Annotated in this window: 10 protein-coding genes and 1 tRNA gene; 8 read left to right on the forward strand and 3 right to left on the reverse strand. The window is 52.9% G+C overall.

Translation table 11 applies throughout. The features are described 5' to 3' along the window. Positions 1–89: 89 nt before the first annotated feature. Positions 90–1,319, forward strand: a complete 1,230-nt coding sequence (locus tag H9I52_RS18370) for a Glu/Leu/Phe/Val dehydrogenase dimerization domain-containing protein (RefSeq protein ID WP_187455073.1) — start codon at positions 90–92, stop codon at positions 1,317–1,319. A gap of 87 nt (positions 1,320–1,406) precedes the next feature. Continuing rightward, positions 1,407–2,552, forward strand: coding sequence for a mechanosensitive ion channel family protein (locus H9I52_RS18375; RefSeq protein ID WP_187455074.1), 1,146 nt, complete (start codon positions 1,407–1,409; stop codon positions 2,550–2,552). A 93-nt stretch (positions 2,553–2,645) separates the two neighbouring features. On the opposite strand, the gene H9I52_RS18380 is transcribed toward H9I52_RS18375, so the two are convergent. Next, the gene (locus H9I52_RS18380) at positions 2,646–3,557 is read right to left on the reverse strand and encodes a TerB family tellurite resistance protein (protein ID WP_187455075.1); all 912 of its coding nucleotides are present in this window, start codon (positions 3,555–3,557) and stop codon (positions 2,646–2,648) included. 217 nt (positions 3,558–3,774) lie between these two features. Beyond that, on the reverse strand, positions 3,775–6,342 hold the full coding sequence (locus H9I52_RS18385; RefSeq protein ID WP_187455076.1) for an AsmA-like C-terminal region-containing protein: 2,568 nt from the start codon (positions 6,340–6,342) through the stop codon (positions 3,775–3,777). Positions 6,343–6,486: 144 nt separating this feature from the next. Between H9I52_RS18385 and H9I52_RS18390 the strand changes: the two genes are divergently transcribed. From H9I52_RS18390 to H9I52_RS18415, 6 genes are all read left to right on the forward strand, one after another. Continuing rightward, positions 6,487–6,561: transfer RNA gene (locus H9I52_RS18390), tRNA-Val, on the forward strand. Positions 6,562–6,711: 150 nt separating this feature from the next. After that, complete coding sequence (locus tag H9I52_RS18395) at positions 6,712–9,249, forward strand: DEAD/DEAH box helicase family protein (protein WP_187455077.1); 2,538 nt, start codon at positions 6,712–6,714, stop codon at positions 9,247–9,249. Positions 9,250–9,404: 155 nt separating this feature from the next. Then, positions 9,405–11,828: an N-6 DNA methylase gene (locus H9I52_RS18400; RefSeq protein ID WP_222940558.1), complete on the forward strand. Its 2,424-nt coding sequence runs from the start codon at positions 9,405–9,407 to the stop codon at positions 11,826–11,828. Between the two features lie 349 nt (positions 11,829–12,177). Further along, positions 12,178–12,993, forward strand: a complete 816-nt coding sequence (locus tag H9I52_RS18405; protein WP_187455079.1) for a TIGR04255 family protein — start codon at positions 12,178–12,180, stop codon at positions 12,991–12,993. A 6-nt stretch (positions 12,994–12,999) separates the two neighbouring features. After that, positions 13,000–13,512, forward strand: coding sequence for a hypothetical protein (locus H9I52_RS18410; protein ID WP_187455080.1), 513 nt, complete (start codon positions 13,000–13,002; stop codon positions 13,510–13,512). 4 nt (positions 13,513–13,516) lie between these two features. Beyond that, a complete protein-coding gene (locus tag H9I52_RS18415) occupies positions 13,517–14,113 on the forward strand; it encodes a hypothetical protein (protein ID WP_187455081.1) in 597 nt (198 codons plus the stop codon). A 115-nt stretch (positions 14,114–14,228) separates the two neighbouring features. Here H9I52_RS18415 and H9I52_RS18420 read toward each other — a convergent pair whose 3' ends face one another. After that, positions 14,229–14,465 (reverse strand): hypothetical protein, encoded by a 237-nt coding sequence (locus tag H9I52_RS18420; protein WP_187455082.1) that lies wholly within the window; start codon positions 14,463–14,465, stop codon positions 14,229–14,231.

A 14,465-nucleotide genomic window follows, 5' to 3' on the forward strand; every position in this document is an offset into this window, starting at 1 on the left:
CCCATCCCTACGCCGAAAATCCTGCGCTTCGGGCATTGTGCGTACCTTTAGCACAAATTCTGATGCACTCTCCTTCCCACCCAATTAGTATGAAAAACCTGCTGGCAAAATTTGAAAATAAACGTCCGGAAATCGTCTTCGAATGGAAGGATGCTGAAACTGAGGCCGAAGGCTGGGTGGTCATTAACTCTCTACGCGGCGGGGCAGCCGGCGGCGGTACGCGCATGCGCAAAGGCCTCGACAAGCGCGAAGTAGAGAGCCTGGCCAAAACCATGGAGGTAAAATTCACTGTTTCGGGGCCGGCAATTGGGGGCGCCAAGTCGGGCATTAACTTCGACCCGCTGGACCCGCGCAAACGCGGCGTGCTTGAGCGCTGGTATCGAGCCGTTATTCCGCTGCTCAAAAGCTATTACGGCACCGGCGGCGACCTGAACGTGGACGAAATTCACGACGTAATCCCGATTACTGAAGACTACGGCCTGTGGCACCCGCAGGAAGGCATCGTGAACGGGCACTACCGCGCCACCGAACCCCAGAAGATTCAGAAGCTGGGGCAACTGCGCCAAGGCGTAGTGAAAGTGATTGAAGACGCGCAATTTACGCCCGACCTGAGCCGCAAATACACAGTCGCGGACCTCATTACGGGCTACGGCGTGGCCGAAGCCGTGCGGCATTACTACGAGCTGTGGGGCAGCGGCGACGTGCGCGGCAAGCGGGCCATTATTCAGGGATGGGGCAACGTGGGCGCGGCCGCTGCTTACTATTTGGCCTTGCAGGGCGCCCGCATCACGGGCATCATCGACCGGGTCGGCGGGCTGTTGAGGCCGGATGGCTTTTCGCTCGACGAGATTCGGGCGCTGTTTCTGGGCCGCAATGGCAACAACTTGACTAGCAATGAGTTGCTGTCTTTCTCAGAAATTGACCAACAGATTTGGTCTTCCGGCGCGGAGATTTTTATTCCGGCGGCCGCTTCTCGTCTCGTCACGCGCGATCAGATTGAGCAACTGCTCAGCGGTGGCTTGGAAGTCATTTCGTGCGGCGCTAACGTCCCCTTTGCCGACCCCGAAATCTTCTTCGGCCCCACGGGCGAATACGCCGACCAACACACCACCGTCATTCCCGATTTTATCGCTAACTGCGGCATGGCCCGCGTGTTTGCGTATCTGATGGAAACCAACGCCGAAATCACCGACAAAGCCATTTTCGGCGATACCTCCCGAATCATCCGGCGCGCCTTGGAACGTACTCGCCAACAGGGCAATAGCCGCACTGGCGTTGCCCAAAAATCGTTTGAGATGGCCCTACGCGAATTAGTGTAGGGATTTTTATGGGCACTTGTCGGCGCGTGCGCGGTGCTAGATAACCCCTACTACACAACGATGGGCGCGCAACGCGCTCTTACTGCTATGAATTTCAACGACATCCTGCACCAACGCTTTCTGGGGAATGACGTGCAAGCGTATTTGCTGTGCGCCCTTATTCTGCTGCTGGGTTATGGCTTCAAGAATCTGGTTTCGCGCCTGCTGACCAAGCTGCTGTTTCGCTTTGTAAGCCAGAAGTCGGAGGGCGTGAACGTTGCCGAGTTCAGCGCCTTGCTGATGCAGCCTATTGCCGTAGTTATCTTCCTGATAACCATCTACTTCGCTTTTAACATTTTGGATTACCCCGTGCGCCCTTCCGAGCTGTCGCACGACGAGCCGTGGCCGAAGCTGCTGGCGTTTCGGGTCTACCAACTTGGTTTTATCACGGGCGTGGCCTGGATTGTACTGCGCCTGATCGACTTTGCGGTGCTTGTGTTTCGGCGCCGGGCCGAGCTTTCGCCTTCGCGCCTCAACGACCAGCTTGTGCCGTTTGCCAAAGACTTGCTGAAGGTGTTGGTGCTGGTGATGGCCTTTCTGGTGATTTTGGGGCAGGTATTTAGCGTCAACGTTACGGCCCTGATCGGTGGTTTGGGCATCGGCGGTTTGGCCGTCGCGTTTGCCGCTAAGGAAAGTCTGGAAAACCTGATCGCGTCGTTCACCATCTTCCTAGATCAGCCGTTTGCGGTCGGTGACCTTGTTACAGTCGGCGGGGTGACGGGCACCGTGGAAAAAGTAGGCTTTCGGAGCACACGCCTGCGCACGGCTGAGAAAAGCTACGTCACGGTGCCCAATAAGTCGATGATTGACAAGCCCTTAGACAACCTTTCGCTACGCACGTCGCGGCGCGTCAGCTTTACGTTAGCCCTGAGTCACTTCACGACCAGCGACCAGCTCCGTCGTATCGTGACCGATGCCCAGCGGGTCATTCGCGAACATCCGCTCACCACCGACGAAGTCCAGATCAAGTTTGCCGCCCTGACTCCCACGGCCAAAGAAGTGACGGTGCAGTATTTCGTCGAAACCAACAGCTACGACGAATACCTCGACGTCAAAGAAGAACTCAACTACCGCCTGGTAGAGCTTGTGGAGCAGCACGGCGGCAGCTTTACCAACACGGCGACCACCGTAGTGCAGCTAACCGAACCGGATCGTTTGCGCGGCTTGCAGTCGCCAGCACAGCCCCTGATTTAGTTTCTACCGGTTGCCCTACCATTCCCCCTAAACCAAAAGAGCCCGCTGGTATAGCGGGCTCTTTTGATAGACAAATACTTGTATTTTAATTAATTAACGGCCAAGCAAGCCCCCCAGTAGGGAGCCCATTCCGCCGCCCAGCAGGCTACCTAGGCCACCGCCACCGGCGCTGCGAGGGGCCGAGTTAGGCTGACCGCCCAAGCCGCCCAAGATGGAAGTAAGCGAGCCTAAGCCGCCGCTACCAACGTGCGAGCCCTGTGCAGGCAGGTCGCTGTACTGTCCTGAAGACTGTCCGCCACCGCCCAATACGCTGCTCAGCAAACCACCACCGAGCAGGCCGCCGAGCAAACCGCCCATGCTGCCGCCCCCGGTTGCGCTGCCCATGGCACCGCCAAGCAAGCCGCCCATTGAGCCGCTGCCGCCCATCATGCCGCCCAAGCCGCCGGAGCTGCGACCGCCGCCCATCACACGCGAAATCACCATCGGGGCGACAACGCCGAGCAGACCCGCCATCAGTGCACCTTTTGGAATGCCTACGCTGTCGAGCTTGCTGCCAATGCTGTTCAGAAAGCCTTGTTTGCCAGGATCATTCGGATCGTGTGGCACCGAGGCCGCTTGGTCTACGACTGTTTCCAGGGCTTGCTTTTGCTCTTGGTTGATGCCGAGGTAAGCCGAGATCTTGTTGACCATCGCTTCTTCATCGTTGGAGTAAGCTCCGTCGGCACGCGCAAAGCTGATCAGGTCGGTGACCAGCGAAAAACGCAGGTCGCTGCTTTTCAGCGCATCCAGGTTTTGCTTGATGCTTTCGTTGCTCGAATCTTTAGCGGCAGCCAGTACTTGCTGCGTTGCCCCACCCGACAGGCCGGCAGTGTGGGCTAATTGCTGCAGAAATTCTACTTCGGGGGCCGAAGCCTCGCGGTCGGCCGAAGCCAAGCTGGCAATGACGCTCAGGTACGCTGCTTTTTCCTGGTCGGAATAATTTTGCAGTAGTTGGGTATCGTTCATGGCAAAAGGGAGGGCTTTAGTGAGAAAACCGTCTTGCCCTTAACGATAACTCCGCGATTAGGTTGAAAAGCAGCGCCAATAAACTTGCACGCCCGACGCAAATACCCAATTACCGCCCGCAGGGACACTTTCCCATGCCTCAACCTCGACAGCTAGAAAGAACTTACAAAGAAATTGTTAAGATACAAATTATTGATAATCAAATACTTAAATAAACTTAGAAGTCAAAGTATTCCCCGGTCTGAGGCTGGGCTGGTTTTTTGACCGGCTTTTTGAGCTCGAAAGGTTTGGGTGCGGAAGCCGGCACTGCGGCAGGCGCTGCCGCCGAAGCGTCCGCGCTGGCATTATCGGGCCGGGCCACATCGCCGATCGTGCTTTTAGTGCGGGCAGGCATAGCACCACCGCGATTGGCTTGTGCTCTGGCCCGGTCGTAGCGCACGCTAAAGTTGTCTTCGTCACCCTGAATGGCCAGCAGGATGGTAGGACCAGTAGGCGCCGCACCCGCGTTTCCCGGCCGGTGCAGCACACCCGGCAACAGCGGAATAGACAGGTGATAATCCATTTGCTGGTCGAAGGTGTGCGTGCCGGTCACCCGGATCAGCGAGGCCGTGCGCACGTTGGAGCGAATGTCCATGTCGGGCAGGTACACTGTGCGGCTTTGGATGTAGAAATTATTGGTCAGCTCAGCGAATCGCAGGTGCCGCAGTTGCGCCTTGCTGGCCACCATCGAGAGCTTTTGCAGCGGCTCGAAGTTATTAAGTTCGCCGTTGCGCACGGTGGCCCGCACCTCGGCTTCCAGGCGATCTGTGAGCGGATTCAGCCGCCGATCTAAGTACACATCCGACTCGACCGTAGCGGTGAGCGCGCCACGCAAGTGCTTGGCTGTGATGAAGTTCTGCCCAAAGTCTTCAAACACATAAAACAAGCTATCGAGCGGCAGTTGCGTGCACGAAGCCGTGGTGCTAACCTTGATCAGGTTGGGCTGCCGGGCATCAATTGTCCCGCGCACGCTGGCCTGCCCACCGGCCGCAGCAATGCTCAGCGAAGGCGAGGAAATAACCTGATTTCGCAGCTGAATTGTGCCATGCAACGCCCGCCCCCGAAAGCGGCGAAAACGCACATGGCGCACCGCCGCGTTGATGCTAAGCGCCAGATCAGGCTGCACATGAAACTCGTATTCGCCGCCGCTTCCGGCCCGCCCGGCCGCCGTCGTAGTCGCCGTCGACGATTGCCCCCGTAGAAGCTGGTCGAAGTCAAGAAGGTTAGAAGCAATTTTTGCCTCGATCAAGAGTTGTTGTCGCGGCAGCAGTAGCCACGCTAATGCATTGCGCAGCAGCCCATTAGCCTGAAAGTCCGAACGCCCCAGATGACCGCTGAAACCGCTCACGGCTATGTCGTTGCGCCGAAGCGTAAAATTGCCCGTCAGGCCGGTAAAAGGCTGATTTAGGTCGCGCAGGCGCAGGCTCACGTTGCGCAGCACTACTTCTCCCGCCGACTGCACGCTGGCAGTCGCTGGGTGGGCCCGGAACTCGCGCAGGTTACCGGTCAACTGAATCGCCAGCTGGGCGTCGCCGCTTGCCGACCGCACCGAAGCCAGCGGGTAGAACCGCAAGGCCCGCGCCACATCGAGATCGGCCCGTAGATCAAGGTTGACAGTGGGGTCCTGAAAGTTTGCGTAGCGCAGGCTGCCGCTAAAATCGCGGCCCTGAAGCTTGCCGCGCACATTCTGCAGCGCCAGCACTGCCGTTCGCACGTTGTTCTGCGCACCGTTGTCGAAGCTGCCCGTCAGAAATACGTGCTCGACGGTTTGCTTGAACTCGGGGTGATAGAAGGACGCATCGCGGCAGCCAAACCGAAAGTCAAGGCGCGGATTGTGGCGCGAGGAGAGCAACCCGCGCACCGTTCCCCCAAAATATACGTCGCCTTGGCTGCGGTACGCGCTTAGGTGGCGAGCCATGCGCGGAGGCAGTAGCGATATAACAGACTGCACATCCGTGTTTTTGCCGTCCAGGCGCAGGTCCAGATCGGTTTCGGCCGCGTAGCCTACTTTGCCTTTTACCCGGTAGGTCGCTTGGCCCACCTGCAAATCAGATGGCTCAATGGCTACCCGCTGGCCCAGCCGGTCAATTGCCAATCTCGTATTGATTTTCAGTTCTTTATCTCGAAAATAGGCATCGTTTCCCAGTTCGATGGCTTGCACATGCGTGGCTCCTTCAGCCTGGATGTCGATGCGCGTGTCTGTTACTGCCAGAGCGGCTCGCAGGTCTTGGGCCTGCACCGTATAGCGCTGCTGCCGAGACGCATCAGCATACACTACGGCCACATTTTTTACGCGAATCCTCTCCAGATCAAGCGCAAAAGGCTGTTCGCTGGTGCTGGTTGTGTCGTAACGAATGACGTCGTAATTGGGCACTGCCTGGGTGTTGAGGCGAACCTGCACGGTGCCATCCACAACAGTTACGGAGCGAATGCGGTACCGCCCGGCCACGATGTCCCAGGCGTCGAAAGCGCAGTACAGAGCCCGGACGCGCGCCAGCGGAATAGTATCCTGCGGCAACGAACCCGTCACGACTACGTCTCGCAACGTAACAGATACCCGCGGAAACTGATCGAACAAAGACAACTCAATTTTCCCAACCCGCACCGGCGTGCGCAGATAGCGGTTGACTTGCTCCACGAATAACCCGATGATCTGATCTTGACCCAACCATATGCCCACCGCGGCTCCACCCAGCACAAACGCCAAGGCCAGAACTGAGTAAACGAATTTTTTTTTCAGACCCACCAACAACCGAATTTTCTGGCAATGAAAGAGTTGGACTTGATTAGCCGCTTCCGGCAGAAAAAATCTTTACCGAAGGTCGCACATTTTGTTGCGTAATCGGAAATCACCCTCCATATTTGCAATCCCAAACGGAACATACCCCACGGGAGATTAGCTCAGCTGGTTCAGAGCATCTGCCTTACAAGCAGAGGGTCGTAGGTTCGAACCCTACATCTCCCACATTGATTATCAGGCACTTAGTCTTGCGACTAAGTGCCTGATTTGTTTTTGGTTTAAACGTTGGTTTAAACAAACCCTTATGTGCTTTAGCTAATACGGGCGTTGTGATACTGCTTCCTTATAGCCGTACTTTGGGGCTTAGAAATTATAATGGCTATCAAAGAAGCTACCGCCCGCATTAAAATCAATAAACTACTCGAAGAAGCCGGCTGGCGGTTCTTCGACTGTGCGGAGGGCAAGGCAAACATTGTTTTAGAGCCCAATGTGAAGCTCACGACCGCCCGGGTGTCTGCGTTGGGCGACAACTTCGAAAGCATTACCAATGGCTTTGTGGATTTTCTCCTACTCGATGAGAAAAGTGATCCGCTGATAGTATTAGAAGCAAAGGCGGAAGACAAAAATCCGCTTATCGGTAAAGAACAGGCGCGTAAGTATGCCCGGGCCCAAAACTGCCGCTTTGTGTTGCTCTCCAATGGCAACCTGCACTACTTCTGGGATTTAGTCCAAGGCAACCCTTATGTCATTTCACGCTTTCCAGGACCTAAATCTCTAGGAGACTACAAGAAGTTTGAGCCGAACTCGACGAAGCTGGTAGATGAAGCCGTAGATGCCAATTACATCGCTTTAATCCAGCAGCCGAACTATGCTAACGAGGCCGGCTGGAAAAAAGAAGCGGAACGCCCGGCTTTCATCGAGAAGAATAACCTTCGCTTTCTGCGCCCCTACCAGTTACGTGCCGTGCAACAGTTGCAAGAGGCCGTAGAACATGGCCAGAGTCGTTTTCTGTTTGAGATGGCTACCGGCACGGGTAAGACGCTCACAGCGGCAGCTATCATCAAGTTGTTTTTGCGGACGGGGAATGCCCGGCGGGTCCTATTTCTAGTGGACCGGCTGGAGCTGGAAGAACAGGCCGATAGGGAATTCAAGAAGCTACTCAAACCTGATTATAAGACGGTTATCTACAAACAGCAGCGCGACGATTGGCGCAAGGCCGAAATCGTCGTGACAACGGTACAGTCACTGCTATCCAATGGTAAGTACCAACGGCTGTTCGCGCCCACTGACTTTGACCTTGTAATTTCGGATGAGGCCCACCGCTCCATCGGCGGTAATGCTCGGGCAGTGTTCGAATATTTTATTGGCTACAAGCTTGGGCTGACGGCCACCCCCCGCGACTACCTCAAACGCTTCGATGCGGCGGCGCCCACTACCCGCGATCCACGCGAGTTGGAGCGACGGCTGATGTTGGACACGTACCGCACCTTTGGATGCGAATCGGGCCAACCTACCTTCCGCTACTCTTTGCTGGATGGGGTGCGAGACGGCTTCCTGATAAATCCCGTTGTAGTAGATGCCCGCACAGACATCACAACGCAGTTACTCTCCGATGAAGGATACGCAGTGCTGGCGGTGAAGGAAGTCGGTGACGAAGCTGACAAGGAAACTTATTTTCAACGCGATTTTGAAAAGAAGTTTTTTTCTTCAGCGACTAATCAGGTTTTCTGCGAGACGCTGCTTCGCTACGCCCTGCGCGACCCGGTGAGCGGCGAAATAGGTAAAACAATTGTGTTTGCGGTGAGCCAAGCCCACGCGGCCAAGCTGACGCAGGTGCTTAATGAGTTAGCCGACAAGCTGTTTCCTGGCCGTTATCAGTCGGATTTCGCGGTACAGGTGACTTCCTTAGTGACGGGTGCACAGCAATACACCATCAACTTCGCCAACAACCGGCTACTCGGCACCGCCAACTTCCTGCCCGAATACAGAACCAGTAAAGCCCGCGTATGCGTGACAGTCGGAATGATGACAACCGGCTACGACTGCCCCGACATTCTAAACCTAGCCCTGATGCGGCCTATTTTCTCCCCTTCTGATTTCGTGCAAATCAAGGGCCGGGGCACCCGCAAGCATAACTTCCTGGAGCAGTTGTTCGACCAAGATCAGAAGGAGCGCGTGCGGGAGCCGAATAAAACGCAGTTCAAACTCTTTGATTTTTTCGCCAACTGCGAGTACTTCGAAGAGAAGTTCAACTACGACGAGGTACTGAAGCTGCCGGTTCGCACGACCAGTGCCGGCCTGGGCACCAACTTTGGCGGACAGGAGCCAGCCAGCATTTATAATAATCCCGACCCCGATGCGGTACGCACGCTAGAAGAGCAGTCCATTGGCCTAAACGGAATGAAAATTGACCGAATGTTCTTCGAGAAATTTGAAGACCAGGTAAAGGCCGATAAAGAATTGCGTCAGCAGGTTGAAGCCGGACAATGGGAGCAAGCGAGCGAGCATTTAGTGAAGACATTCTTCGACAAACCCCAAGAGTATTTCAACCTCGAAAAGCTGCGCCGCGCCACAGGAATTGACCGCCGCCTGACCGTGCGGGAGGTGCTCGAAAAAGCCTTCGGCTACATCCCATCCTTCAAATCAAAGGATGAATTGCTGGAAGAAGAGTTTGAGCGGTTTGTACTTGATTATAAGCCCGCTGATGCCGAGCACATTGTGGCCATGAAATACTTCTTCAAAGCCTACATTACCGACGGCCGCTTGCGCACCATTTTGGCCGACGGTCACCTCTCCGACCTGAACACCAATCCCAGCTTCGGCATGGCCGACTACAAAGTCGTACCGGCTGGCTGGCGTAACATCATTCCTACTTACATTAAGGACTACGTGCCGCTGAACCGCTTTTTGTAAGCCTTTGGCTGATAGCCTTTTATAATTTTTGCTTTCCTGTGCTCGATTTCGAAACCAAACGCCGAATAGATTCCTGCCGTGACATTCTGGTGGGTAAAATACCCGACCCTAAGTCACAGGTGGAGCAGATTACCATTGCTCTGATTTATAAGTTCATGGACGACATGGACGCCGAATCGGAGGAATTGAATGGTAAGCGCACTTTTTTTGCCGGGCCGTTTGCCCGCTTTGGGTGGGCGCAACTCATGGCCCCCAGTATGGGCGGACAAGACGTGCTCAACCTCTATTCAGAGGCCATTGCGAAGATGAACGAGAACCCCGGCGTGCCCACGCTGTTCCGCGACATCTTCAAAAACGCTTATCTACCCTACCGCGACCCTGAAACCCTGCGGGCCTTCCTTAAGGAAATCAACGCCTTCAGCTACGACCACTCCGAGCGGCTCGGCGATGCTTTTGAGTACCTGCTGTCGGTGTTAGGGGCGCAAGGCGACGCAGGCCAGTTCCGCACCCCGCGCCACCTAATTGATTTTTTAGTGCAGGTGCTCGACCCTCAGAAGCATGAGACCGTGCTCGACCCCGCCTGCGGCACTGCCGGCTTCCTCATTTCGGCCTACAAGCACATTCTAGCCCAGAACCAGAAGCAGCGCCCGGGGGATAGGCTCACGCCCGACGAGCGCGCGCGTCTCGTACGCAACTTCCAAGGCTACGATATTTCGCCCGACATGGTGCGCCTCTCACTGGCCAACCTCTACCTACACGGCTTTCCCAACCCGGCCGTGGAAGAATACGACACGCTGACCAGCGAGGCACACTGGAACGACACCTTCGACGTAATTCTGGCCAACCCGCCCTTCATGTCACCCAAGGGCGGTATCAAGCCGCACAAGCGGTTTTCGATGCCCTCCAACCGCTCTGAGGTGCTGTTTGTGGACTACATCGCCGAACACCTCACGCCCCAAGGCCGAGCGGCCATTATCGTGCCCGAAGGCATTATTTTTCAAAGCGGCACTGCTTATCGTGCCCTGCGGAAGATGCTCGTAAAGCAAAGCTTGGTAGCGGTAGTGAGCTTCCCAGCGGGCGTGTTTCAGCCCTACAGCGGCGTGAAAACCAGCGTGCTCATCTTGGACAAGCGTCTGGCTACGCGCACCGACGAAGTGCTCTTCGTCCGCATCCAGAACGACGGCTTTGGCCTCGGGGCGCAGCGCCGCGAAACTACCGGTTCCGACTTGCCTGCCGCCGCCGCCCAACTGCGCGCTTGGTTTCAGCACCTCGGCGTGAGTGGCCTCGGTTTTGCTACGCCGGAGTTGGACGCAATGCACCGCGTGAGCAAAGCCCGCATCGGAGAAAATGGAGATTGGAATCTGAGCGGAGAACGGTACCGTGTCAACGAACGAATAATTGCAGATTACCCGTTCGTTGAGCTAGAAGCTGTTTGCAAAAAAATTACTGATGGTTCTCACTTTTCTCCCGAAACAACTGATGCTGGTTACCCATATGTAACAGTGCGTGACCTTTCCCTTGGGGTTATTGACTTCGCAAATGCAAAACGGATAAATAGCAGTGACTATAACTTATTGGTAAAGAGCGGATGCCGTCCCAAGAGAAATGATATTTTGTTTTCAAAAGACGGTACTGTTGGTAAAGCTGCTTTGGTAAAGGAGGACAATGAATTTGTAGTATTATCCTCACTAGCCATTTTGTCACCTGATGAAGACATAATCCTTCCTGAGTATCTCTTTGCTATTGTCTCGGCGCCAACATTCGTCAATATTGCTATTGACAATAAAACTGGCGTTGCAATAAGGCGCATTGTATTGAGGGCACTGAAGTCAATTGAAATCCCCCTGCCGCCAATAACGGTGCAGCGTGAAATCGTTGCTGAAATCGCGGGCTACCAACGCGTGATCGACGGTGCCCGACAGGTGCTGACTGCATACCAGCCCCGCATCGCTGTGGACGCCGCTTGGCCTGTAGTGGAGTTAGGGGAAGTGTGCAGCGTTAAATCAGGGGGAACTCCGAGCCGGGACAAGGAAGCTTACTGGAATGGGCAGATTCCGTGGGTCACTACCTCATTGATTAAATTCTCTATCATCAATGAAGCGGAAGAATTTATAACTGCTGAAGGATTGGCTAGTTCCTCTGCACGAATATTTCCCGCCGGTACGGTCCTTATGGCTATGTACGGCCAAGGCGTGACGCGTGGTCGGGTTGGTATTTTAGGCATAGATGCCGCTATAAACCAAGCTTGCGCAGCTTTTGTGATTAAAGATGAAGTGATATTACCAAATTACCTTTACTACGTCCTTGCTTCACGTTACACCGAATTGCGTCAAATGAGCGAGGATAGAGGAGGAAACCAAAGTAATCTAAGTGCTGGCATTCTGAAGCAACTTCAAATCTCTCTACCCGACTTGGCTACCCAGCGTCGGCTGGTGGCCGCCATTGAAGCCGAGCAAAGGCTGGTAGCGGCCAACCGGGAGCTCATCAACCTAATGGAGCAGCGGGTGCGGGCTACAATCGGCCGGGTGTGGGGTGCATCTGTGCCATCGGTAGCCGAACCCGCATGGATAAAAGCCTAATAAGCTAATAAACTCGGTATTCCATCATGGCAACTTCCCTCAAATATCCTGCTGCCTTTGCCCTAAATTGGATGAAAGCACAGCTGCTCAGAATGCCAACAGCAGAAGTTCGTCAGACTTAATATCAAAGGTATGGCTAGCTTATTACGCTAGAGAACATCAGTGTAATACTAACGTACTAGTTTATACACCTGCAGGTTGAAAACTTGTTATTGCTTCTCAACTACTACCTTCGCGCTCAATGACAGGTTGAAATTGTCTGCGGCAAGTAAATATTGTTACTTGCTAATACTTCTGTGGCCTTGCAACGAATAGGTTCTTAATCTGCATCATCTTTGCCATTAGTCCCATGTTCGGCTTTCCACCAGCACCTCGATCCGAAAATTTTAGATTCGCTCATAACTTACTTAAAACGGTTGTTTTCCAGGTTAAATTTCCAGAAGCAGACGTACTGAGTAAAAGCCAAGAGATTAAAGGATTACTGGCTTCTTCATTCCCTATTAGCAAAGAAATATCCCTGAATGAGCTTAGGGTAGAGATGGCTGACAAAACACCTATTGTCAGCGCCCGCCAAGGCGGTAGAGCCCTTGAGTTTCAAAGCTCCAACTCTAAAAAAATCTTTACTTTAAAGAATGACGAATTGTCTTTGACTGTTCTTGGTGAAGAATACGTCAATTACGAAACGGTACTTTTAGATTTGGAAAGGACTATCTATTCTGTTGGAAGTCTGCTTCGATTAGACTTCCTAAATAGAGTAGCCATCCGCAAAATCAACCTTATAAACTTCAAAGACGAAAGTGGCTCTCAGCGTTTAGACGGGCTAATGCAACTTGTCTTTAATCCTGTATTAGCTCAGCAGGATGTGGGTATCCCTTCTTCTAACTACTTATTTTCCTCCGTCCATAACAGCACATTCGTTAATGGCACCGTCACACTCAATGTAGTGCATGGCATTTTGCCTGAACTCGCACCTGATGGCGCCCGTCAAATTGTGTATGACATTGACCTTTTCGATTCTTCTGTTGACCAAAGGTTTTCGGGATTGCATGACTTGTTCTCAGCAATCAACGTAGAAATCTTCAATGCCTTTACTTGGTCAATCAACCCTGAATTGATTTCGATGCTGAGTATGAACGCAAGGGAAGCAAGCACTTCAAAACAGTAATTATTTATGAAAGAATTTGATTTTGCTTATTCAATTGATGATATTATCGCAGTTGGAGCTTACGACAGGCAATTTGCTTCGAACCGTACTGCTCCTTCAGCGACGTCTGCCTCTCTTGCAAAACCATTACAGTTGGTAATGCGCTCAACTACCTTAGCAATCTGTATGTTGGCCGGTAGATCATTAAGTGCGACGCCAGTACCAGTGACTAATTCCGTCGAATCAATTATGCTAGCCACGAACCAAGCCATGCTTGCTACTACGCAATCGGAGCAGTTTAAAAAGCTGGTGCGTGGATTGAAGGTGGCCAATGAGCATAATGAATCGATTGACGGACCTTATCCACACACGGAGGAAGACAAATTAATGTTTGCTTTCAGTGATTCTCCTAGCATGGACCCACCTGTTGTTGAAACACGAAAAGCTAGAGTTCGAGTTAGGGCAATCAAACAAGCAGAGCCTTCTTTTAAGGACCTAGGAACATACCAGACTTACGAACACGACAATCTGTTCGAATAGTAGCATGGATGGAGCTTGGTACGAACGAATAGGTGCAGAACAAGGGCTGCTCCAAGGTGACTTTATTACAGGGTGCCCAACATTGACCTTACCAGAAGATTTAGATGAAATCGGAACGGGTGACTTCGAAATCGACGTTGTATATTATAATGCGGTAGTAATAACTCAATCCTGTGACCTTTCTTCAAAGGGAGCAGATAAAGTGTTGCTTTGCCCTTACTTTTCTTTTAAAGATTGGCTAGCAAGGGTTAAAGACTTTCAAGCAGCTGTAAAAGCTGGTGGCAACACTGACAAAATAGTCAAGAGTGAATTTGACAAGCTTCGAAAAGGGAGCTATGTAGCTTTCCACTTACTTAACAAAGATGAATCTATTGGTTTCAACGACTACCAAGTTGTAGAATTAGGTGCATCTTTTTCTGTGAAGCGCACTGTAATCGATGCTCTTGTAGAAAAGGACTTACGTTCAGGCCGGCTGCTATCTCCCTACAGAGAGCACCTCTCCCAAGCCTTTGCTACATACTTCATGCGAGTCGCGCTTCCCAATGACTCACTAGTTATTGAAGACGTTAGTTACTACCGTTCACAAAGCAATTATTCATAAGCCTACCTTGCTCAGGGGTATACTTAGCTTTGTGAAGAGTTTCGGATTTTAGGAATTTGACACAAATAAAGAAGCCCCTAGCCTGTCTAGGGACTTCTTATGAACAACAACTGTGTTAGGGCTGCAAAGGCATATTATTATGCCCGCGTACGATGTTGTGCTTGGCTATACTTATACCCTCCAAAGCATTCTGAAGTCGCTTTTTTTCTCCCTCAACTTCCGCCCGTTGTTGAGGGTTTAGATTTGAATTATTGTCAAGTTCATGTTGAAGCTTCTGAATGGCGCGGGCTATTGCGTCATATCCTGCTTCTGAATCTAGCTGCGCATCTAGTGCGTCTTTTCCGTAAGGCAT

It is taken from the genome of Hymenobacter sp. BT491, assembly GCF_014349165.1.
GTDB lineage: Bacteria > Bacteroidota > Bacteroidia > Cytophagales > Hymenobacteraceae > Hymenobacter > Hymenobacter jejuensis.